The sequence below is a fragment of the Winogradskyella marina genome, from assembly GCF_015645385.1.
GTDB lineage: Bacteria > Bacteroidota > Bacteroidia > Flavobacteriales > Flavobacteriaceae > Winogradskyella > Winogradskyella marina.
The window spans coordinates 12,997-37,646 of sequence record NZ_JADOET010000015.1; the positions used below are offsets into that span (position 1 = coordinate 12,997).

Consider the following 24,650-nt stretch of genomic DNA (forward strand, 5'->3'; position numbering starts at 1 on the left):
AAAGTGCATTTCATCGATTAAATGTGTTTTTAAGCGTTGCAATTCAAAATGAATTATATATTTGACTCGTACTGAAATTTAGTTTTTAGTTCAATGGATTAATTAATTAATATTTGCCTTATGTTGAGTTGGCTTAGAGACCCTGAATCTACCAACATAGAAAAGCAAATAAACGAAAACCGAGATTGAGGGATCTCGGTTTTTTGTTTTTATAACATCCAATATGTTTTGTGTTAAACGTCGATTTGGGTTTAATTATTATGTTTTGCTCTCTTTTTGTCTTCATAAAATGTAAGTATCTATTGTGAACATCTAAAGCTGAGAATGATGTTTCGCAATTCTAAATTTATACTCTTTTTTTTATTAATTTAGTACTTTATTATGAATTACAAAGCACTACTATACATAGGAAGTTTAATCCTTCTAACGTTAGGGTTTCAACAACAGCAAACATTGCCAGAAGGTTTTGTTTATGCTAAATCTGTGATTCCAGATTTAGATGTAGAATTACGTTATTTTTCTGAAAATAATTTTGTTGGAGACACCATTAACGGTTATAAAGCCAATCGTTTAATCGTTACAAAAGGGACTGCTGAGAAACTAAAACTAGTTCAAGAAGAATTACAACAACAAAACCTTTGTCTTAAAGTGTATGATGGTTACCGCCCACAACGTGCTGTAAATCATTTTATAGAATGGGCTCGTGAGTTGAATGATACGGTTAATAAATCTTTATTTTATCCAGAAGTTGAAAAGAAAAACCTATTTAAAGCAGGTTATATTGCATCGCGATCTGGTCACAGTAGAGGAAGTACAGTAGACTTAACCATTACAAATGGCGAAACAGGTGAACCTTTAGACATGGGAAGTCCTTATGATTTCTTCGGAAAAGCATCTTGGATTGCTCATGATGATTTAACCGACGAGCAAAAACAAAACCGTCAGTTATTACAAACTGTTATGTTAAAGCATAATTTTAGAAATTACTCTAAAGAGTGGTGGCATTTTACATTACGTTGGGAACCTTTTCCTAAGACGTATTTTGATTTTGAAGTGGAGTAATTTTTAGACATACATCCAAGCCCAATACATTAATCCAAATTGAAGCGGTATTCGTAAGATTAAAATCCATTTCGGAATTCCGGCAGCTGCTTTTTTGCCAGAAAGCATATAAAAATGTACTAACAGAAAAACGGCTAACATGGCAATAATGCCATAAATAGCAATGGTTTTTAATGCAGGAATGCATAAACCAATACCTAATAAGATTTCGGCTAAGCCACTTAAATAAACCAAAGCTTTGTGACTAGGTAAATATCTGGGCATAATACGTATATACATTTTGGGTTTTACAAAATGCATCACACCGGCAACAATATACATGGCAGCCATGACGTATAGCCCAGTTGGTTCACTCATCTTTAAAAGTTTTGTAAGTTAACCCAATACCGTAATTAAAAAGATTTTTGTCTAATAAACTCGATTTAAACTGATTGCCTTTATCAAATTTCACCCAATTATTTCCACTAATAAACACGCGTTTTATAAAGGTGTTTTTGGATGCAATGTCATCAGTAAATGGTAACAAAGGTCTAAAGTTAGTTGGGATTTTTACGACGCTTCCACCTCTAGATTCAATTTCTTTATACTTTTTATTGGGCAATAATTTTCCTTCTTTATTAGTATAACCTAAAACTTGAAGAGACACAAAGAAGCCATTGTCTGGAATATAAATGTTATGGTCATCTACATTTAATTCATAAGCATCACCATCTTTTTCAGTAGCTCTAAACACAATGGTTTCGTTGGTTAAAACGTTACCAGGTACTCCGTTATTGTTACTGTAAAACTTTACTTTAAATAACGTTGAAAATTTCTTCTTTTCACTATTTCTACGGTTTCGTTTTTCCCAATCTTTAGATTCTAAAGCAATAGGAAAAACAACTTCTTTAAGCTGTTGATCTTTGGTTGTTGTTTTAGGAAAATAGACAGCAATTTCAGATTCTATAGTTGGTAACCAGCAATTGTAATAATCATCGTCTAAAGAAGGTTTTAATTCTTCTTCTTTAAATTTACGATCTAATGTAGTGCCAATAAATACTTCATCTAATTCTGAAGCTTCTGGTTGCAATAATAAGTGATTGGGTAAATTATGAGTGGCAACATTTAAATCTTTAAAACCTAAAGCTGAAATAAATAACGAATCTATATCTGGATATAATTTTTTAGTAAAAACAAACTGACCTTCATCATCAGCAAAAAGACCATTGCCATTTCCAAACGAGACTGTTGCATAGCTCACAGGATATGTTGAAATGCTATCTTTAATAGTAATTTGAGCAAATGCGATTTGCCCAATGAATAAGAAAATAAATAAAATTTTATACATGGTTAAGTTTATAGATTCTAAAGATACATTAATTAAGCGCATTAAAAAATGAATAACGATAGGACGCTCTTATAATGTATGGATTAAAAATCAAGGAAATACTAGTGATTCGAATGATTTATTTTAGAAATCCCAACTAACAATCAAAATCAATACCAACGCTTTTTCTTCTTCTTAGAAGCTTCGCTTTTACGACCTTTCTTATACTTGCTGCCTTTCTTTTTATGAACAATAGGTTTTGCTTTTGGGTCTAAGGGATAAGGGTGTTCCGTCTCAACAGGTATCTGAATGTTTATAGCATTCTGAATGGTTTTTACATAACTTTTTTCATCTGCAGAACACATAGAATAAGCTTTTCCAATATGTCCAGCACGACCTGTTCTTCCAATTCTATGTACATAGGTTTCTGGTACGTTTGGCATATCAAAATTTAGCACATTGTCTAACTCATTTATGTCAATACCACGAGCAGCAACATCAGTGGCAATCAGAACTTTAACGTAACCATTTTTAAATTTATTAAGCGCAGTTTGTCTGTCGCTTTGGTTTTTGTCACCATGAATACTATTTACAGCATATCCATTTTTTAATAAGGTTTGTTCCAATTTATTTACGCCAAATTTGGTACGTCTAAAAATAAGAACATTTCCTTCAATGGTATTTCGCATTAAATGCAAACACAATTCCATTTTGTTACGTTTTGGAACATAATACAACGCTTGACTAACGTCTTTAGTAACAGATTTTGTTGGTGTAACATCAATACGTTCTGGATCTTTGAGAATAGTATTGGCTAAGTGTTCAATTTTATTAGGAATTGTTGCCGAGAATAATAAGGTTTGTTTGTCTTCTGGGCAAAGTCGTTCAATCTTTTTTATGTCATCGATAAAACCCATATCTAGCATTAAATCGGCTTCATCTAAAACAAAAGTTTCAATAAAATCTAAGTTAATGTAATCTTGTTTATGCAAATCGAGTAAGCGACCAGGAGTGGCCACTAAAATATCAATGCCTTTTTTTAATACCTCAATTTGAGGTTCTATTGATGCTCCACCAAAAACAACTAAAGAGGTTAAATTTGTAAACTCAGCATAAGTTTTAAAATTCTGTTGAATTTGTAATGCCAATTCTCGTGTAGGACTTACAATTAACGCTCTAATTTTTTTACCTTTTTTGGGAGCGTCTTGCTTATCAAAAAGCTGTTGTAAAATTGGTAAAGCAAAAGCTGCTGTTTTCCCTGTTCCTGTTTGTGCTGAGACAATAACATCTGTACCCTCCAAAATTGGTGGAATAGAACGTTGTTGTACCAAAGTAGGTTCTACATAACCAGAAGCTGCAACAGCTTTCTGTATGGGTTTTATAAGATGTAAGTCTTTAAATGACATATGATTTTGTTTGTTGCAAAGGTAGAATATTTGTTAATTTAAATTTTAATATAAAAATTTTAAAATTACAAATCACGTCAGTTCGAGTGATTTGTGAAGTATGAGCAAATAGTATCGAGAACCATTTTGTTTCTATTGCTTCTCGATACATTCCGATAAAAATATCGGAACACTCGAAGTGACTAAATGTTTTACCAACGCTCAGATACCCAATCCTTTTGTTCTTGTTCTGTTAAAAACGTCCATGCAATAAATCGACTGATTTTATGGCCTTGACCCATTTCAATAGTTTTTACAGCTGTAGCATTTACTTTTTCTAAAATCTTATAGGTTGGTTTTAATGTCGCTTCCTTCGAAATTAAACTTGTAAACCAGAAACACTGTTTGCCAAAATGTTTGCTTTCGTAAATCATGTCTTTTACAAAACGGGCTTCACCACCTTTGGTCCAGAGTTCGTTATGCTGACCACCAAAATTTAAAAGCGCTTTATTAGGTCGTTTGCCTTTTAAGTTCTTTTGCTTTTTTAAACTTGCTTTTTGAGCGTCTTCTGCTGACGCATGAAACGGAGGGTTACAAATCGTGAAATCTACTTTTTCTTCAGGTTTTAAAATATCGTAGAAAAAGTTATTCGATTTTTCTTGCTTTCTAATTTCTAAAGTAGATCTTAATTTGTAATTCTTTTGCTCAATATCTTTAGCCGAGATAATTGCAGTTTCATCAGTGTCACTTCCTATAAATGACCAGCCGTATTCATGCTGACCAATAATGGGGTAAATACAATTAGCACCAACACCAATATCTAAACCTTTAATTTGATTTCCTTTAGGAATCGTAGTGCCTTCGCCTTTTAAAAGATCGGCAATATTATGAATGTAATCAGCTCTTCCTGGAATTGGAGGACACAAATAATGCTTCGGAATATCCCAATACTCTAATCCGTAATGGTGAATTAACAACGCTTTGTTTAATGCTTTTACAGCTGCTGGATTAAAAAAATCTACAGAATCGTCGCCATATTTATTAGGTGCCACATAAGTAGCTAATTCTGGTGAGCTTTTAATTAGCGCATCAAAATCATAGCGTTTTCTATGTTGACTTCTAGGATGAAGTTCTGATTTTATTTTGGGATGTGATTTTTTCTTTTCCAAGGCTTTATAATTTATGGTGGCAAAGGTAATGGAAAAGAAATTGGGTTATTAAAACCTTAGTCTAAATAACCCAATATTTTAAATGAATGTGACATCTAATTAATCTACCTTCTTAAAACGTAGCACTTCGTCACCAGATTCATTATAAAAAGATAAAGTTAACCCTTCTTTCTTATACGTTGAAATTGTATTGAATGCCTTGTCAAAACTATCTGGAATAGCCATATCCATACACATTTTTCGGGTGGAAGCAATGGCACCAAATTCAATTGTTGAAGCGTTTATATTTTTAATTTCACCAGTATAATTATTACAACCATTTGTTCCGGAAGCACGCATTTCAGTGGTGTTTATTTCTAACGTTGGTACATTATTAGTGCTTTCAATTTGTTCGCCATTAATATGTGTGGTTGCCCAAATATCGTGAATGGCCAATTTTGGATCTTGTTTTTTCTCTAAAACTTTAATTAAATCATATTTTATTGAAGATGCATCCGCTGGAACATTTTCAGAATCTAAAGTGGTTTCTGTAACCTCAATTTTCTGTAAGTAACCAGGTTCAAAATTAAAGCCATTTATAGTGGAGTAGAAAAGGGACCATTCTGCATTTTCGTAATCGTCACTTTTTGTAACTTGAAGACAGGTTGCTTGTCCTGCACCAGCATCACAATCTACTTTAGCGCTATTTACCCAATAGGTTGAGGTTACTTGTTTTGTAGAACCACAAGACGATAGTACTGTAGCTAATATTATAATTGGTAGGTTTTGTAAGAATTTCATTTTTATATTTTGTTTTAGTTGTTTACATCTATAATTTCAAAAGCCTTGCCATTAAGTCTTGGCAAACGTTAAAAATATGTTAGAAAAATTACGTTTAGTTTTCACCAATGATATAAAGATAATCTCCTGAATTAGTTTTATAAGTGTTTATAATGTCATTTATTTTTCCGCTATCAATATCTTTTCTTAAGCTTGCTAAGCCACGTTCTACGTCTTCAAGATTAGCCAATCCACTAAATGAGGAGATGCCATGTCGTATACTTTCATCAAAATATAATTCAGGGTTGTGTTTGCCACAATACAAGAATTGATCTTTTAAATTTGGATGAATGTCATAGGTTTCAGTTTTTGTGATTTTAATGCCTGAAAAATTCATAGCATTTTCAATACTCTTTAAAGTTGGCATTTGCGCAATTGAAGCTTCCATCATTTTTGGAAAGTAATGATTTAGCCAGTAGCCTTTCATTTGTTGTGGAGTAGACGTGAAAATCACGATTTTACTATTCGGTTTTAGTATATATGCTAATTCCGAAAATGCTCTCATAAGATTAGACCAATGATGAATAGTTAACGTCGCTATAATGCCATCAACACTATTTTTTGCTAAATCTGTTTTTTCGGCACTGCCTATTTTCCATGCGATATTTTGGTTTTTAGACTGGGCTATTGTCAACATTTCAATAGATGGATCTATTCCAATACACTGATATCCCTTTTCTTCAAGCGCACTGGAATAATTTCCTGTGCCACAACCAACATCTAAATACACTCCGTTTTTATTAGGATCCAAGTGTTTTAATAACTGTTCCGTTAAGTATGGATCGGCTTTACGCGTTTGATTATAATTAACTCCAATAGTATTGTATTTGGTTGTCATAAATTCTATTTCATTGCAATTTTATAAAGTTCAAATGTAATACTGTTCTTAACACGGTTTACTCAAAAGTAACAATCAAATCGTCTTGTTTTACCATGCTACCTTTAGATAAACTTACCGATTTTATTTTTCCAGACTTGTGAGCGGTGACAGTTGTTTCCATTTTCATAGCTTCAATTATAAACAACGGATCGTTTTCCTTTACGGTTGTACCTTTTTTTACTAACACTTTGTACAACGACCCTTGTAAAGGTGCTCCAATTTGGTTGGCATCATCTGGATCTATTTTTGTGTTTTCGACCTTAGAAATATTTAATGATGTATCAAAAATTTCAACAAATCGATTTTCTCCATTCACTTTAAAGAACACTGTTCTTACACCTTCATCGTTTGGAATACTAACAGAAAGTAATTTTACAATAATGGTTTTTCCAGGTTCTAAAGTGATAAAAGTTTCCTCTTGAAGCTTCATGCCAAAAAAGAAATCTTTGGTTGGGATGAGAGAAATGTTGCCGTACTTTTTATAGTTTTCATGTGCTTTTTCAAACACCTTCGGATATAGCATATACGATAAAAAGTCTTCTATTTCAATAGGTCTGGTAAAGCCTTGTTGGAATTTCTTTTTAAAGGCAGCAAATTCTTTAGTGAAATCTACAGGCTCTAAATGTGAATTTGGTCGATCTGTATAGGCGTCTTTGTTTCGTAATATAATTTTTTGAAGTTCCTTTGGAAACCCTCCAACAGGTTGTCCTAAATCTCCTTTAAAGAAGTTAATTACCGATTCTGGAAACGATATTGTTTCTCCACGTTCCATCACATCTTCTGGTGTTAAATTATTGGTGACCATAAAAATGGCCATATCTCCAACCACTTTAGAACTTGGTGTTACTTTTATTAAGTTACCAAACATGGCGTTGACTTTTGCATACATGTTCTTTACTTCATTAAAGCGATCTCCTAAACCTAAAGCAATTGCTTGAGGTCTTAAATTTGAATATTGACCACCAGGAATTTCGTGCTGATACACTTCTGCTGTTCCTGCTTTTAATCCAGATTCAAAAGGGTAGTACATTTCGCGTGTATCTTCCCAATAATTAGAAAATAGATTTAAGGTATTCATATCGAAATCATGAGCGCGTTTTTGTCCCTTCATCATTTCTATAATCGCATTAAAATTTGGCTGAGATGTTAATCCTGAAAGTCCACCTAAAGCAACATCAACCACATCAACTCCTGCTTCAATAGCTTTTAAATACGTCGCCGATTGTACCGAAGACGTATCGTGTGTGTGCAATTGAACAGGAATGTTAACGGTGTCTTTTAGCGCACCAACCAATTCTGTCGCAGCATAAGGTTTTAATAAGCCTGCCATATCTTTTATAGCAACCATATGTGCACCTGCATTTTCTAAATCTTTAGCGAGTTGTGTATAATATTTTAGGTTGTATTTGGTCTGTTTTGGGTCGAGGATATCACCTGTGTAACTGATAGCAGCTTGTGCAATTCCTCCGGTTCTATTTCGAACATAATTCATACTTGGCTCCATGGCTTTAACCCAATTTAACGAGTCGAAAATTCTAAAAATATCGACACCATTTTCCCAAGATTTTTCAACAAATTTTTCAATTAAATTATCCGGATAGGCTTTATAACCCACGGCATTAGAACCACGCAACAACATTTGGAACAAAATATTAGGAACCGCTTTACGTAATTCTCGTAGGCGTGTCCAAGGACTTTCGTGTAAAAAACGATAACACACATCAAAGGTAGCACCTCCCCAAACCTCCATACTAAAGGTGTTGGGATGATTTTTTGCGAAGCTTTCTGCCACTTTAAGCATATCATAACTTCGCATGCGTGTTGCTAAAAGTGATTGATGTGCATCTCGCATTGTGGTGTCTGTATAATGGATTTTGTTATCCTCTTTTAACCACTGACAAAAGGCTTCTGGGCCAAGTTCGGTTAATAAATCTTTTGTGCCCTTTGGAAATGCTTCAGAACGATTATATTTTGGAACTTTAGCAGTTCTGAACACTTTGGTTTTATCAATGTTTTTAACATCTGAATTACCATTAACAATAACTTCTGCTAAGAAATTTACGGCCTTAGTAGCGCGATCTTGAGGTAATTTTATTTGGAATAATGTCGGTGTATTCTGAATGAAATTTACAGTGACTTTTCCGTCTTTAAAAGTTTCATGCTGAATCACATTTTGAAGAAAATGAATGTTAGTTTTTACACCCCTAATTCTAAATTCCTTTAAAGCACGTACCATTTTTCTAACCGCTCCATCCAGTGTTCTACTATGAGCAGACACTTTAACCAACATAGAATCGAAAAATGGACTTACATTATAACCTTGATAGATACTTCCTGCATCTAAGCGGATGCCCATTCCTGAGGCACTTCTGTAGGTTGTAATATTGCCGTAATCTGGTGTGAAATTATTCTCAGGATCTTCGGTTGTTAACCTACACTGTAAGGCAAAACCATAGGTTGCTAAGGATTCTTGATCATATATTTTTATCTGTTGGTCTGATAACTTATAACCTCCTGCAATAAATATTTGAGTTTTTACCAAATCGATTCCTGTTACCATTTCGGTAACGGTGTGTTCTACTTGAATTCTTGGGTTGACTTCAATAAAATAGATGTTGTCTTGCTCGTCCACTAAAAATTCTACTGTACCAATATTGTTGTAGTTAACTTCAGATGCAATGGAAACTGCATATTTATATAAAGCATCTTTTACGTTTTGAGAAACGTTATGGGAAGGAGCGACTTCTACAACTTTTTGATGGCGTCGTTGTACAGAGCAATCGCGTTCAAATAAATGTCGGATATTTCCGTGTCTATCAGCTACAATTTGGACTTCAATATGTTTAGGGTTTTCAACATATTTTTCTAAAAACATGGTGTCGTCACCAAAAGCATTTAGTGCTTCGTTTTTTGCAGAATCAAAGTGTTGTTCAACGTCTTTGTCATTTCTAACAACACGCATACCACGTCCTCCACCACCTGAAGCAGCTTTAAGCATTAATGGGTAGCCAATAGAATTCGCTTCAGAAATTGCGATTTTTAATGAGCTTAAGTTTTTTTTGTTGCTTTCAATAATAGGCACATTACATTTAACAGCAATTTTCTTAGCTGTAATTTTATCACCTAAAGCATCCATAACTTCAGGATCTGGTCCTATAAAGATTAAATCATTTTCTGCACAACGTCTTGCAAATTCTGAATTCTCGGATAAGAAACCATAACCAGGATGAATAGCATCTACATCCTTTTCTTTTGCCAATGCAACGATTTCTTCAATATCTAAATACGGTTTTAAGGGTTCATCGTTTTCACCAATTTGGTACGATTCGTCTGCTTTATTTCTGTGTTGTGAGTAACGATCTTCATACGTGTAAATAGCGACCGTTTTAATATTAAGTTCTGTACAAGCTCGTAAAATTCGGATGGCAATTTCACTTCGGTTTGCAACTAATATTTTTTTGATTTTCATAACAATAGTTTTGTGTTGAATATGTGGTTAAACGCTGAGGTTAATTACTGTTTTGAAGCCATTCAAATTATAGAATTAACTTAAGAATTAGCGTTTTCGTGAAAGTTACATAAATTATTAACCAACTGCTATTAAAAAAATGTTATGTATTGTACGTGCGGTTCTACTTAGTAGGCTTCCAAAATGGCAAGATGCTCCTTTGTAGTTTTTGGTAGTCTTCTGGTAAATCTGTTAACGGTTCTTCTGTAAAAGTGAAGGGCTTATTCGCATCAAAATTCCAATAAGGTTCTTTTAAAATGCCATCAGTAGATGCTATGTGAGATTTCGGAAAGTTAGTCATAGAAAACGGTCCATCATTGTTTTTATCGATACCAAATACTTTTAAATCTTTATCTGATGTGTAGGTAAGTGTTAGTTTTAAATTAAGCGCATTTTTGTCTTCAGACTTAAAGAATTCCTTTTCTTTTTTAGGGTAATTTTCGAGTTCTGAACTCCATGGACAATTAGATTGAGTAATTTTTGATAATTCATTCTGAACTTTTAAACTATCACTTTCATTTTGAATAAAGGTTACCAAATTCTCTTGTAAAATGACTATGGTCTTTTCGTTAGGATTAATAGTGACCGTTGTTTTTTCTGCTATGAGACTACTTTGGTTGAAACCAAAAAATGTACCTACAATAAAGAATAATATATTAATAGCTTCCATGGGTTTTTTTATAAAAAATAATTCAGAAATTTTAGAGAATTAATAGTAATATAAGGCTAAATATAGTCATAAAAAAAGCGCGAGTTTTACAACTTGCGCTTCTTTAGCTATTAATCCATTAGGGAAAATGTAGTACAAATTAATTAGGGTTTTGTACTGCAACAAAATTATAAGGTTTAGTACTTATAAAAATTGATGTATGTTAAGAAATGGAAAAAGGCTAAGAATTATATAATTCTTTTCTAATACGGCTTAAACTTTCGGTAGTGATGCCTAAATACGATGCAATATGATAATTCTTCAATTTTTTCTCAATTTCGCTATGAGTATCGAGAAAGGTAAGATACCTATCCTTAGCAGATTGCGACAAATTAACGATAATTCTTTTTTGAAAAGCAGCATAAGCGGCTTCTAATTTACGAATAATGAAGCTTTGTACTTTTGAGATTTCGGTATAGAATAATTCTTTGTCTGCTTTAGTAAGGCTATAAACCGTAGTGTCTTCTAGAGCCTCAAGCGTCATATAGGCTTTAGTATTAGTAAAATAAGAAATATAATCAGTAATCCACCAGTCTTTTATGGCAAATTGAATAGTGTGTTCTTTGCCCGAATCATCCAAGTGAACCGTTCTTAAGCAGCCTTCGTAAATGTAGAGCATCTCATCAGCCACATCGTTTTGCTCAAAAATAATTGTTCCTTTTTTATAATGTTTTTTCTTGAAAACTTTAGAAATATACTTCAGTTCCTCGTTTGAAAATGAGACACCAACAAAAATTTCTTGAAATATGGAATGATTAGATTGCACTGAAATACTAAAATTAAACAGTTAAGGTATAAAATTGTTTTTTAACATGTGGTAATTTTTTTTAGTTTTTGATTTCGAATTATAATTCGGAATTTAGTTTAAGAAAAAAAACCACTTTGAATTAACAAAGTGGTTTAAAGTAAAGAGATTGCCATATTTCGACTTCGCTCAGCACTGGCTATCCAATATTATTTAATCATCTCGTAGCTACGCTTAATAAAATTCGTTAACTCTTCTCCTTTTAAAAGGCCTTGAGATAAACGTGCTAAATCTAAACTTTGTGTAATTAAACGTTCTTGTTTTTTCTTGGTTTTAGTTTCTAAAATCTCACCAACCAATTTAGAGTTTGTGTTTACAATAAGGTTATACATTTCTGGCATATTACCCATTCCAAACATTCCTCCACCGCCACCAGTTTGCTGCATTTCTTTCATTCTGCGCATAAATTCTGGTTGTGTAATAATAAATGGAGAGGCATCACTATCCATAGCTTCTAACTGCACCATAAACTTTTCAGATGGTACAATTTCTTTTAAAATCGTGTCTAATTCTGTCTGTTGGTCTTCCGTTAATTTAGAAATTGCATTTTCCTCTTTCTTAATTAAGTTATCAATATGATCACCATCTACACGAGCAAAAGAAATATTTTCCTTTGTAGTTTCTAATTTCTGAATTAAATGCGGTACAATAGGAGAATCCAATAATAAGACTTCGTATCCTTTAGCTTTAGCAGATTCAATGTAAGAATGTTGCTCATCTTTATTAGAAGCGTAAAGAATGACTAATTTACCATCTTTATCCGTTTGATTTGCTTTTGTTTTGTTGAACAGCTCTTCGTAAGTATAAAACTTACCGTCAACCGTTGGGTATAAAGCGAAAGCATCTGCTTTTTCGAAGAATTTTTCTTCAGACAGCATTCCGTATTCAATTACGATTTTAATATCGTCCCATTTCTTTTCAAAATCTTCTCTGTTAGAGTTGAATAATGATTTCAACTTATCAGCAACTTTACGCGTGATGTAAGATGAAATTTTCTTCACCGCTCCATCAGCTTGTAAGTACGAACGCGATACATTTAATGGAATATCTGGCGAATCAATAACACCACGAAGCATGGTTAAAAACTCAGGTACAATACCTTCTACATTATCCGTAACAAAGACTTGATTTTGGAATAATTGTATTTTATCCTTTTGAATGTTCATATCATTCGTCATCTTAGGGAAATACAAGATTCCTGTTAAGTTAAACGGATAATCAACATTTAAATGAATATGGAAAAGCGGCTCTTCAAACTGCATTGGATACAATTCTCTGTAGAAGCCTTTATAATCCTCATCTTCTAATTCCGTTGGTTGTTTTGTCCAAGCCGGATTAGGGTTGTTAATGATATTATCTACCGTAATTTGTTTATGAGGCTCAGTCGTTTCTTTACCTTCAGCATCTGTAGTTGTTTCAGGTGTAAAATCTGGGTCGTTTACTTCCTTAGTTCCAAATTTAATTGGAATAGGCATAAACTTATTATACTTATTAAGTAATTCTGTTATTCTACCTTCTTCTAAAAATTCAGTTGAATCTTCTGCAATATGAAGGATGATTTCCGTTCCTCTATCTGATTTGTCAGAAGGCTCTAAAGTAAATTCAGGAGACCCATCACAGGTCCAATGTGCAGCATCAGCACCAGTATGAGATTTAGTGATAATTTCAACTTTTTCTGCAACCATAAAAGCAGAATAGAATCCAAGACCAAAGTGTCCAATAATTCCCGAGTCTTTTGCAGTATCTTTATACTTATCTAAGAATTCTTCAGCACCAGAAAAAGCCACTTGGTTAATGTATTTTTCAACTTCTTCGGCTGTCATCCCTAAACCTTGATCAATGATGTGAAGTTTTTTACCTTCTTTATCAATCTTTACTTCAATTTGTGGAGTACCGTATTCAGATTTAGACTCCCCAATATTGGCTAAGTGCTTAAATTTAAGTGTCGCATCTGTTGCATTACTGATTAGCTCACGTAAAAAGATTTCGTGATCAGAGTATAAGAACTTTTTAATTAACGGAAAGATATTCTCTACCGATACATTAATACTTCCTTTTGTCATGATATATAAGTTTTTGTATTATTAATTTGAATGTTTAGCTATAGTCAAATAAAATACCAAGATTTAGAATGTGACAAAGTGACATTCTTAAAAAAAAGTTTAAGTTTGTCTAAACAAGCCAAACTACATAACTATGAAAAAAATCTACGTATTACTCTTTATGCTTTTTTATTTTGCCTTTAGTCAGGCTCAAATTGTAGATATTCCTGATGCCAATTTTAAGAGTGCGTTGGTTAATGATATAATTGCAGATTTTGATGGAGATGGCGTTCCAGATGGAGATGTAGATACTAATGATGATGGTGAAATTCAAGTTAGCGAAGCTGAGGCTGTTATATCATTAGAAGTGTCTCAAACTTATTCTACTTCATTAGAAGGCTTAAATAGTTTTGTTAATTTAAAAACATTCTATATGAATTCAGCGTATAATATTTCTAGTATTGAAATAAACGCATTGTCACAACTTGAGAATCTTATAATTACTGGTACAGATTTAATTTCAACTTTAGATTTAAGTGGGAACCCAATGTTAAAAGAATTAAAACTAGCAGGAATTGGTTTAACGAGTTTAGATGTTAGCCAAAATCCAAACTTAGTTTGGTTTGATGCAAGTTCAAATGATTTAAGTGAAATTGATGTATCTAATAATTTATTACTTGAATACCTAGACGTAAGCCTTAATTTAATTGAGAACCTCAATGTGAGCTCGTTAGCTAATTTAGAATCTTTAGGGTGTAATAATAATACTATTTCATCGCTAAATATATTAGGTTGTACTAGTTTAAATCGGTTGGCATGTTTTACAAATCAATTAACAGAATTAGATATTAGTGAAAATCCGAACTTACAGTATTTAACTTGTTATAATAATCAGATAGGGAGTTTAGATTTTTCTTTAAACCCAGAATTGATTGAATTAAAGGCTTCAACAAATCAATTAACTACCTTGGATTTTAGTCAAAACCCAAATTTATCTAAATTAATTGTTGATCATAACAACCTTACTTCTATAAATATAAAAAATGGAGATGCTTTTGATTACCACTGGTCAGAAGCATGGAATACGTTAGTTTTTAGCTCGAATCCAAATTTAGAATACATATGTGCTGATGAAAGTGAAATCTCTAAAATAGTAGCGAGGTTAGATAGTTCTAACATGAATAATTGTACAGTAAGTTCATACTGTACGTTTGTGCCTGGTGGAGAATATTATAGTATAAGTGGAAATAATACCTTAGATCTTGAAAACGACGGTTGCGATATTCTTGATACTTTTTATCCAAATTTAAAATTTGAAGTTTCGAATGATATTAGTATTCATTCGTTAATTAGTGGTAATGATGGTAGTTATTTTTTGCCAGTTTTGGCTGGAAACCATACTATAACACCACAATTTAATGGGTCAAGTTATTTTTCGGTAAGTCCATCTAGTTTAGTTGTAGATTTCCCTTCAGATACAAGTCCAGTTATTCAAGATTTTTGTATTGCACCCAATGGTGATTATAGTGATCTAGAGGTTTATGTTACACCGTTAACTGAGGCTCGTCCAGGATTTGATGCTAATTATAAAATTACATATAAAAATGTAGGAAGTGTTGTGTTGTCTGGTGATGTCACCATGGCTTTTAATGATGATTTAATGGACTTGCTAAGTTCTAACCCTGCACCAGATTCTCAAACTACAGGTCAATTGTTGTGGAATTATACAGACTTACTGCCTTTTGAAAGTAGAAGTGTTTTTTTTAAAATGAATTTAAATACACCAACTGATTCCGAGTTTCCTTTATTTGGTGATGATATTTTAAATTTTGCTGCAGTAATTTCACCAGTAATAGGTGATGAAACGGAAGGTGATAATTCTTTTCAATTGAATCAAGCCATTGTAAATTCTTATGACCCTAATGATATTACTTGCCTTGAAGGTGCTACCATTGAACTAGAGGAAGTTGGAGATTTTCTTCATTACATTATACGTTTTGAAAATACAGGTTCGGCAAGTGCAGTAAATGTTGTAGTTAAAAATAAGTTGAATAGTTTTAAATTAGATGTTGATTCTATGATTCCTCTAGAAGGAAGTCATTCTTTTTATACACGTAGAACAGGTTATGAAACAGTAGAATTTGTTTTTGAAAATATTAATTTACCTTTTGATGATGATAATAATGACGGCTATGTTGTTTTTAAAATTAAAACTTTGACAAACCTGCAATTGGGTGACTATATTTCAAACAGAGCAGAGATTTATTTCGATTTTAATGCGCCTATTATTACGAATACAGCCATAACCACAGTTGAGGAAAATTTATCTATAGATGAGAATGATTTTAAATCTAAAATTAAATTGTACCCAAATCCAGTCAATGATAATTTATTTGTTGAAAGTAAAAACGGAATTGAATCGATAGCGTTTTATGACATTAATGGAAGATTACTTCAAAATACAGTTTTGATACAGAACAAATTTGAAACGGAATTAAGTTTAGTAAAATTAAATTCAGGTGTTTACTTTGTTGAAATTGTTTCAAAAAAAGGAAAAATCGTTAAGAAAATAATAAAGGAGTAAAAGTGAAGTCTTAGAAGATTAAAAGTATGTGGCAGTAAGATAGTTGTAAAAAGTAAAAGAGCCATTCAAATTCTGAATGACTCTTTTAACCTTTTTAAAAAAGGCTGTTTAATCCTTTATTTTTTCTTGGTTTTCTATCGGTTCTGTGTTTTCAACCTTATTCTTCACATGTTTTTCTAACCACTGATCTTGTTCCCATAGCATGTGCATTATAGATTCTTTTGCTCTATACCCATGACTTTCTTTAGGTAGCATTACTAATCTTACAGGTGCACCTAAGCCTTTTAAGGCATTAAAATAACGTTCACTTTGTAAAGGATACGTACCTGAATTGTTATCTGCAACTCCATGTATTAATAATAAAGGAGTTTTCATTTTATCAGCATGCATAAACGGTGACATGTTGTAATATACTTCTGGAGCGTCCCAATAACTGCGTTCTTCACTTTGAAATCCAAAAGGAGTCAATGTTCTGTTGTAAGCTCCACTTCTTGCAATTCCTGCAGCATAAAGGTCTGAGTGCGATAATAAGTTGGCTGTCATAAACGCGCCATAGCTATGGCCACCTACAGCTACTTTCTTCCTGTCAATATAACCAAGATTGTCAACAGCATCAATTGCTGCTTTTCCATTAGCAACTAATTGTGTTCTAAACGAATCGTTTGGCTCATCTTCTCCCTCTCCAACAATAGGGAATGCTGCATCATCTAAAACGACATAGCCTTTAGTAATCCAATAAATTGGTGAGCCCCAATATGGATACACAAATTCGTTTGGGTTTGATGTGCTTTGTGCGGCACTTGCTTTGTCTTTGTATTCACGAGGATAAGCCCATAAAATCATTGGGTATTTTTTTCCCTCTTCGTAATTTAAAGGTAAATAAAGTGTGCCATCTAAATCTAAACCGTCATCTCGTTTATAGTTTATGATGCGTTTATTAACGGATTCTAAACTTTTAAATGGATTTTCAAAAGTGGTAATAGCTGTTAAATCATTTTTCTTATTAATATTTCGAACATAGTAATTTGGATATTCTGTTTTAGATTCAATTCTTACCAAAATCTCACCTTTTTTCATGTCAATGGCGTCATATAAATTTTCGAGCTTGTCTGTATACGGAGATTGATATAAACGTTTGGTTTTGTTGGTTTTTATATTGTAAGCATCTATAAACGGAAATTGTCCTTCTTTAGAATAACCATCTCCCATAAGGTAAAGTTGGTTGCCATTCATCGTTAAGGTATATTCTCCAAATTCATTTTTAGAACTTACAAAATTTCCAGGATCGCTGTAAACGTCTTGGTAGCTACGATCTGTTATAATTTCAGATGTTGCAGTTGAAGGATTAAATAGGTAAGTTTTTGTGTTTCTAGTGTTCCACCAATAATCGTAAGCAATAGCTGTGTTTTCATTTCCCCAACTTATACCAGAAAAACGTTGTTTTGTTTTTAGTATCAGTTTTGGTTCTCCATCAAATGGAGCTTTAACTTGGTAAACAGCATCTCTGTAATCCACTTCAACTTCAGGATCTCCTTTATCTTGTGCTTCTGCCCAAACTAGAGTAGATGGTTGGTCCGCTCTCCAGTTTAGGTTTCGTTTTCCTGTTCTGGTAGCCATAAACCCTTTAGGTCTTACTTCATCTAACGGAACTTCGTTAACTGTTTTTACTTTATTTCCTGTTGAAGAATAGATTGTGTTTTCGCTAGGAAACCTCGAGTAGGTTACTAAGTATGAAAACGGTCTTTTTATGGTGGTCACCATAATATATTCGCCATTAGGAGAAAAGTTAACACCACGATACATATCTGCAGCTAAAAAGTTTTCAACGTTTCCATTTATAGATACTTTTTTGATTTCGGATCTGGCAAGTTGTTCAAAATTAAATTCATCGTTTGGTGTTTTTAATAAATCTTGATAGGTTCTATTTTGAGCTTTGGCACCATCACTAACAGAAATAGTTGGGCCAGTTGGCACTGCAATATCTGTATCAATTAATGGTTTTCTATCGCTTGGTAACATTTTTACTAATAAATGCTCATTGTCGTTAAACCAACTTATGGTACTTCCCATATTAGCATTTACATTAGCACCTGTAAGTTTTGTTGCTTTGGCTTCTTTGATGTTTAAAACCCATACTTCAACACCTGTTTTAGTCGTGTTTAGACATGCTATCATAGATTCATCTGGCGACCAACGAAAACTAGATAGTCTAGCGTCTTCTGGTAATCCTGAAACTTGTTTGGCATCTTTATCTGATGTTTTTTTTACTTTAAGGTTGGTGTAGTATCTTGTTCTACTTCCAATGTTGGTGACAGGGTTTATACGAAGACCAGCTAATCGTAATTCTGTTTCTGATAACTCAGCGATGGATTTGTACTGATTTCGGTAAAGTAATATCATGTTCTCCCCTTTACTGTCAATTTGTACTCCAGGAGCTAAATCTACATCTGCTAATTCTAATATTTCATCAGGTGGTACTTGGTAAGTTAAATTTTGTTGTGCATAGCTATTGGTAAGAAATAGACATACGAAAAGTTGGATTAAAGTTTTCATGTTTTGATTAGATTGATTAAAAAATTCGTAGGTCTCAAGTTAATTAAAAAATAGATTTGAAAATGTGATAAAGATGTTAAAATTAGAAGTTTATATGGATAGATTGAGTTACAGTTTAAAAATCATAAATTTGTGTATATTTAAAACTCTAATTAGGTAACTAAGATTATAGTAAAAAAATAAACTTTAGATGTACAATTCAAAAATAATAGGCTTAGGCAAATACGTGCCAGATAATGTTGTAACCAACGATGATTTATCCAAAATTATGGATACTAATGACGAGTGGATACAAGAACGTACAGGCATAAAAGAACGTCGTTGGGTAGAAAAGGGTAGTGGTGATACAACGGCAACGATGGGCGTAAAAGCCGCTAAAGTTGCCATTGAACGTTCTGGATTAGATAAAGATGATATCGATTTTATCATTTTCGCCACCTTAAGTCCAGATATGTATTTTCCTGGTCCGGGAGTTCAAGTTCAACATGCTTTAGATATAAAGACGGTTGGTGCACTTGATGTTCGTAACCAATGTTCTGGATTTGTCTATGCGATGTCTGTTGCTGATAACTTTATTAAAACAGGGATGTATAAAAATATCTTAGTCATCGGAAGTGAATTACATTCTTTTGGTTTAGATAAAACGACGAGAGGTCGTGGAGTATCTGTAATATTTGGTGATGGTGCAGGAGCTGCAGTTTTAACTAGAGAAGAAGATAATAGTAAAGGTATTTTATCCACACATTTACATTCGCAAGGAGAACACGCTGAAGAATTGGTGTTGGTAGCTCCGGGAATGGGAAAGCGTTGGGTTGATGATATTTTGGCCGATAATGACCCTAATGACGAAAGTTATTTTCCACATATGAATGGTCAGTTTGTATTTAAAAATGCGGTGGTTCGTTTTAGTGAAGTAATTATGGAAGGCCTTATGAAAAACAAATTAGCTGTCGATGATATTGACATGTTAATTCCACACCAGGCAAACTTACGTATTGCACAGTTTGTACAAAAGAAGTTTAAGTTGAGTAATGACCAAGTATTTAATAATATTCAGAAATACGGAAATACAACTGCAGCTTCTATTCCAATTGCATTAACTGAAGCTTGGGAAGAAGGAAAAATAAAAGAGGGAGATACGGTTGTATTGGCTGCTTTTGGTAGTGGGTTTACTTGGGGAAGTGTGATTATGAAATGGTAAACAAATCCCTTTGAAAAAAGAGATCTTATATATTTAGCATGTACAAATTATTCGCTTTATTACTCGTATTCATTTGTTCGCAATCAAGTACATTCGCGCAACAAAATGATATCTACATTAAAGCTGGACTTTTATACGACAGCGAACAAAATGTATTAATAAAGAATAGAGTCATTCATGTTAAAGGCAATACCATACAATCGGTTGGAGCTTTTAATTCTATACCAGAAAATGCTGATATTATAGATTTAACGGAATATACAGTTCTTCCAGGACTAATTGATGCGCATACACATGTGCTTTTTTCGCAAGATGCCACGGAAGATTTTTCCGAACATAGTATTCATTCTCTAACTATGGAAAGTGATGCCTTAAGAACACTACGAGGCGCAAAAAGAGCAAAATCATATTTAGATGTTGGTATTACTAGTGTAAAGGATCTTGGTAATTCAGGGTTGTTCTTAGATGTTGCCTTGCGAGATGCAATAAACGAAGGCACTATTGAAGGCCCTCGCATTTTCGCTTCAGGACCTATTTTGGCTGCAACTGGCGGACAAATTTATGGAGTATCTCCAAAACATCAAGACCTTATAGATTTAGAATACCGAATTATCAATGGAGTAGAAGATGCTAAACTAGCAGTTAGAGAGCACAAGAATCAAAATGTAGATCTTATTAAAATTTGTGCAGACAATATTCCGAATAATACACATCTATCCATAGCTGAAATGAAAGCTATTGTAGAAACAGCAAATTCTTATGATCTTAGTGTGGTAGCACATTCTATTACTAATCAATCGGCGTGGAATGCTGTACAAGCAGGTGTCAATGGTATTGAACATGGTTTTAGATTAGCCGATTCAACTTTAACTTTAATGGCTGAAAAAAAGGTCTTTTTGGTGCCTACTGAAAATAGTAGAACCTATATGAACATCTACGGTAAGCTTGCTGGTTATGAGGAAGAGGATTTAGATTGGGTTGATAATTATATGCAAATGATGAAGAGCAGACTTACTAGAGCAATACAAAAAGGAGTGACTATAGTCGCAGGTTCTGATAACTATACAGCTATTGGTGGAACTCGAGGTGAATCGTCGCGAGATATGTTTCGTGCATATTTTGAAGCTGGTATGTCTCCTTTAGATATTTTACAATCCGCTACGTACATCTCAGCCCTTAATTTAAATATGGCGAACGATATTGGTGTTATTAAATCGAATGCAAAAGCAGATATTATTGCCGTTAAAGGGTCTATAGAAACTGATTTCATTAATACAGTTGAACACGTTGAATTTGTAATGAAAGATGGACAGGTCTATACTGATTGACTAAAATAAGTTACATTTTTCAATCTTCTAATCAAATAAAAAAAGCCCAAACAATTAATCGTTTGGGCTTTTCAGCTATTAACCAACTTAACTAACACTAATGTAAAAATTAATTTACAATAAATATTACTTAAAACTTATTATACCTATAGACGTAAGAAGTTCTATTTTATTTCATGAGATGTTATATTTAACGTGTATTTAACAGAAAACCCGAAACGTAAATTTCGGGTTTTCTTGATATTACGGTTTGTTATTTTTTATAACTATCAGCAAGTTATGTTGGATATTGTTTGTTTATAAATCGTTTTAAGATTTGTAGACTAATTAATATTCAGTCTTGTTTCTTGGATCTTAAAGCGAAGCGGTCTATAATCTAAACTTAAAACATCCCTCCACCTTCTTTTACGTCATTATCACGTTGCTTACGAGACTTAGCTCTATATTTTCCACCTCCAAAACGATACGATAAATTTGCTGATATTTGTTGACTTTCCCAGTTAAAACGTCCGAATTGTGCATAAGGTCTTTCGCTTTCAAACTGTGCGTACATCGTATTGAATATATCGTTATAACTTAAGCTAAAGCTTGCTCTATTATCTTCAAGAAAACTGTAACGCATGCCTAAGTTGACCATGAGCATATCTTTCATTTCAAATTGAATGTTTTTATTTTTTCCTCGATACATTCCAAAGGCAGAAAAACTTAAACTCTTACTGACTTTAAAGTTGTTGAAAGCTCGTGCACTCCATGCAACGTTATCGACTTCAACAGTATTTAAAACAATGTCTTGATTGCTGTCAAATGATTCTGCGAGACTTTTTTGAGTTTGTGAAAACAAATCGAAACTCGCATTAACACTCCACCATTTTGTTGGACGGTAACTTGAAGAGACTTCCACACCATAAGAGGTGCTGTTGTCAAAATTCATATTCGTCATAATTAAACGATTAATGTCTGTACGATCTATGAGAATAGCTTGTTGTATTTCGTCTTCAATTAGTCTATAAAATACACCAGCTGTCACGCTTCCCTTTTCAAATTGTCTGGTATAATTAGTTTCAATAGAATTAGTGAATTGAGGTCGTAATTCTTGGTTTCCAAACTGAGAAATTAAAGGAGTACTCCATTCTGGTAATGGGTTGACTTGTCCAATTCCAGGGCGATCTATTCGTCTGCTATAACTAAATTGATACGAGTTTTTTTCCGAAGGAGTATAGGTTAAAAAGGCAGAAGGATATAATTGAAAATAATCATTTTCAAACGGAATATTTAAGTCTTCATTTGATTCCAAATCTTGCTTAAAAGCATCAGAATTTACTTTTACTGTTTCGGCTCTAACACCAACTTGGTAACTCCATTTTTCTATTTTATTGCCATACGTTGCATACGCAGAATAAATATCTCTTGCATAATCAAACTGTGTGGTTGTTGGAATATAATCACCAAATTGATTTTGTTCGCGACGATCTGATTCATAAAATATGCTAGTATCAAATAAACGGGCTTCTAAACCTAATTCTAATTTGGTGGTTTCGGTTAATGGATTTACATAATCTAAGTTGATAGTCGTACTATTTCTATCTGTATCAGTATCTTCAATAAAATTTGGACGTTGAGAACTGTAAAAAATATTGTTGGTGTCACTAATCCCTTCATACGTATTATAGTCAACTTCGAGTTCTATATTATGACCTTCTTCATTAAAATCGTGTTTGTAATTAAAATTGTACTGTTGAGAATCATTCTCTGATTCTCCTGTCATAAATTGCGACTCATTTAGGCTTGGATTGTCTAGATATAAGATTTCAGAATTTACAATAGGCTTACCAGTAAACGTGTTAAGATTGGTGAAAACGGATATGGTGTTTTTATCATCTAAGTAATAGTCTAAACCAACTTTAAATAAGTGCGATTTGTTATTGTTTAAAATGTCGAAATTTTGTTGAATTTGTTGGTCAACTCTAGTGAAGCCACCATCATTTGCATTTTTTCGAATGTTATTGCCGTAAGAACCGTAAAAATTAAGCTTTCCGTTTCTATAATTGGCATCGATAGAGCTATTGAATTTAGGTTCAATATCATACGCTAATCCAACATTAATGTTTCCATTAAAGCCTAATTGCGTGTTTTTGTGAAGTACAATATTTATGATGCCACTCATGCCTTCAGGATTATATTTCGCTGAAGGATTGGTAATTAACTCAATACTTTTTATAGAGGTTGAAGGAATCTGTTTTAGCAATTGCTCTGCCGGAATATTAGATATTTTACCATCTACCATTACACGAACATTCTGGTTGCCACGTAAACTAATAGATCCAGATTGTTGATCTACACTCACCGACGGTAAGTTATTCATAATCTCGCTTGCGGTTGCTCCAGCGGTTTGTAAATCTTTACCAATGGTAATTACTTTTCTATCGACGCGTTGCTGAATGGTAGAAACATCTGCAACTACAGTTACTTCATCTAAGCCTGTAGATTCTTCTTCGAGATTTATATCTCCAAGGTTTGGATTGTAGTTGCCTTTGCCAATAGTGACGTTTTTATCTACCGTTTTAAAACCGACGAATTGGATTGAAACGATAACTTTTCCTTCAGGAATATTTTGAATTTCAAAGGTGCCGTCATCATTCGTAATACCTCCTGTAATTATTTTATTCGCCATATCTTTAATGACGATATTTACGTAAGGTAATGGCTCGTTTAACTGAGCATCAATAACACGTCCTGAGACAGAACCGTTTTTAATATCAGAATTGGAGTTGGGTTGCGCACTTATTATGGTTGATGAGACCATAAGAAGTAGTAATAAGAATTGTTTCATTTTTAATTGGTTTGTTTTTGATTGATTTAACAGTTTGTTATATAGTAGACGACTATATTTATAGTATGTTACTGTTAATATTTTACTTAACACTATTTTAACATTATGAATAAAACAACATTAGTTATCGGAGCATCGTTAAAACCTGAACGTTATTCTAACATTGCTATAAAACGATTACGTAGTTACAATCACCAAGTGAAAGCTATTGGTTTAAAAACAGGAAAAGTTGAAGATGTCACTATAGACACAGAATTAATGCCGTATAAAGGAATAGACACTGTAACATTGTATCTTAATCCGCAACGTCAAAAACCGTATTATGATTATATCATTGGTTTAAATCCTAAGCGTATTATTTTTAATCCTGGTACGGAAAATCCAGAATTTTATAATGTTTTAGCACAGCAAAATATTGATTATGAAGTGGCTTGCACTTTAGTGTTATTAAGCACAGGTCAATATTGAA

Annotated in this window: 17 protein-coding genes; 5 read left to right on the forward strand and 12 right to left on the reverse strand. The window is 33.1% G+C overall.

The features are described from left to right. The first annotated feature begins 381 nt into the window (after positions 1-381). A complete protein-coding gene (locus ITJ86_RS14440; RefSeq protein ID WP_195872364.1) occupies positions 382-1,062 on the forward strand; it encodes a M15 family metallopeptidase in 681 nt (226 codons plus the stop codon). 3 nt (positions 1,063-1,065) lie between these two features. Here the strand turns inward: ITJ86_RS14440 and ITJ86_RS14445 are convergent, their stop codons facing one another. From ITJ86_RS14445 to htpG, 10 genes are all read right to left on the reverse strand, one after another. Next, positions 1,066-1,419, reverse strand: coding sequence for a DoxX family protein (locus tag ITJ86_RS14445; RefSeq protein WP_195872365.1), 354 nt, complete (start codon positions 1,417-1,419; stop codon positions 1,066-1,068). Next, positions 1,412-2,389, reverse strand: coding sequence for a hypothetical protein (locus tag ITJ86_RS14450; RefSeq protein ID WP_195872366.1), 978 nt, complete (start codon positions 2,387-2,389; stop codon positions 1,412-1,414). The genes ITJ86_RS14445 and ITJ86_RS14450 overlap by 8 nt, the downstream gene beginning before the upstream one ends. 149 nt (positions 2,390-2,538) lie before the next feature. After that, on the reverse strand, positions 2,539-3,774 hold the full coding sequence (locus ITJ86_RS14455; RefSeq protein WP_195872367.1) for a DEAD/DEAH box helicase: 1,236 nt from the start codon (positions 3,772-3,774) through the stop codon (positions 2,539-2,541). Positions 3,775-3,965: 191 nt separating this feature from the next. Then, on the reverse strand, positions 3,966-4,922 hold the full coding sequence (rlmF, locus tag ITJ86_RS14460; protein WP_195872368.1) for a 23S rRNA (adenine(1618)-N(6))-methyltransferase RlmF: 957 nt from the start codon (positions 4,920-4,922) through the stop codon (positions 3,966-3,968). Positions 4,923-5,021: 99 nt separating this feature from the next. Then, positions 5,022-5,702 carry a DUF4377 domain-containing protein gene (locus ITJ86_RS14465; RefSeq protein WP_195872369.1) on the reverse strand — a complete coding sequence of 227 codons (681 nt, stop codon included), beginning with the start codon at positions 5,700-5,702 and terminating at the stop codon, positions 5,022-5,024. A gap of 94 nt (positions 5,703-5,796) precedes the next feature. Then, positions 5,797-6,579 (reverse strand): class I SAM-dependent methyltransferase, encoded by a 783-nt coding sequence (locus ITJ86_RS14470; RefSeq protein ID WP_195872370.1) that lies wholly within the window; start codon positions 6,577-6,579, stop codon positions 5,797-5,799. A gap of 58 nt (positions 6,580-6,637) precedes the next feature. After that, the gene (locus ITJ86_RS14475; protein ID WP_195872371.1) at positions 6,638-10,090 is read right to left on the reverse strand and encodes a pyruvate carboxylase; all 3,453 of its coding nucleotides are present in this window, start codon (positions 10,088-10,090) and stop codon (positions 6,638-6,640) included. Between the two features lie 163 nt (positions 10,091-10,253). Next, a complete protein-coding gene (locus tag ITJ86_RS14480; RefSeq protein WP_195872372.1) occupies positions 10,254-10,799 on the reverse strand; it encodes a hypothetical protein in 546 nt (181 codons plus the stop codon). 220 nt (positions 10,800-11,019) lie between these two features. Further along, positions 11,020-11,604 carry a Crp/Fnr family transcriptional regulator gene (locus ITJ86_RS14485; protein ID WP_195872373.1) on the reverse strand — a complete coding sequence of 195 codons (585 nt, stop codon included), beginning with the start codon at positions 11,602-11,604 and terminating at the stop codon, positions 11,020-11,022. 188 nt (positions 11,605-11,792) lie between these two features. Continuing rightward, complete coding sequence (htpG, locus tag ITJ86_RS14490) at positions 11,793-13,706, reverse strand: molecular chaperone HtpG (RefSeq protein ID WP_195872374.1); 1,914 nt, start codon at positions 13,704-13,706, stop codon at positions 11,793-11,795. A 133-nt stretch (positions 13,707-13,839) separates the two neighbouring features. Here htpG and ITJ86_RS14495 point away from each other — a divergent pair, with 133 nt between their 5' ends. Next, positions 13,840-16,269, forward strand: a complete 2,430-nt coding sequence (locus ITJ86_RS14495) for a DUF7619 domain-containing protein (protein ID WP_195872375.1) — start codon at positions 13,840-13,842, stop codon at positions 16,267-16,269. A gap of 108 nt (positions 16,270-16,377) precedes the next feature. Here ITJ86_RS14495 and ITJ86_RS14500 read toward each other — a convergent pair whose 3' ends face one another. Continuing rightward, on the reverse strand, positions 16,378-18,822 hold the full coding sequence (locus ITJ86_RS14500) for an alpha/beta hydrolase family protein (RefSeq protein ID WP_195872376.1): 2,445 nt from the start codon (positions 18,820-18,822) through the stop codon (positions 16,378-16,380). Positions 18,823-19,012: 190 nt separating this feature from the next. On the opposite strand from ITJ86_RS14500, the gene ITJ86_RS14505 reads away from it, so the two are divergent. Both ITJ86_RS14505 and ITJ86_RS14510 read left to right on the forward strand, forming a co-directional pair. Then, the gene (locus ITJ86_RS14505) at positions 19,013-20,023 is read left to right on the forward strand and encodes a 3-oxoacyl-ACP synthase III family protein (protein ID WP_195872377.1); all 1,011 of its coding nucleotides are present in this window, start codon (positions 19,013-19,015) and stop codon (positions 20,021-20,023) included. A 38-nt stretch (positions 20,024-20,061) separates the two neighbouring features. Then, positions 20,062-21,351 carry a metal-dependent hydrolase family protein gene (locus tag ITJ86_RS14510; protein ID WP_195872378.1) on the forward strand — a complete coding sequence of 430 codons (1,290 nt, stop codon included), beginning with the start codon at positions 20,062-20,064 and terminating at the stop codon, positions 21,349-21,351. 382 nt (positions 21,352-21,733) lie between these two features. On the opposite strand, the gene ITJ86_RS14515 is transcribed toward ITJ86_RS14510, so the two are convergent. Continuing rightward, positions 21,734-24,181: an outer membrane beta-barrel family protein gene (locus ITJ86_RS14515; RefSeq protein WP_195872379.1), complete on the reverse strand. Its 2,448-nt coding sequence runs from the start codon at positions 24,179-24,181 to the stop codon at positions 21,734-21,736. 105 nt (positions 24,182-24,286) lie between these two features. Here ITJ86_RS14515 and ITJ86_RS14520 point away from each other — a divergent pair, with 105 nt between their 5' ends. Next, on the forward strand, positions 24,287-24,649 hold the full coding sequence (locus tag ITJ86_RS14520) for a CoA-binding protein (protein WP_195872380.1): 363 nt from the start codon (positions 24,287-24,289) through the stop codon (positions 24,647-24,649). The last annotated feature ends 1 nt before the right edge of the window (position 24,650 follow it).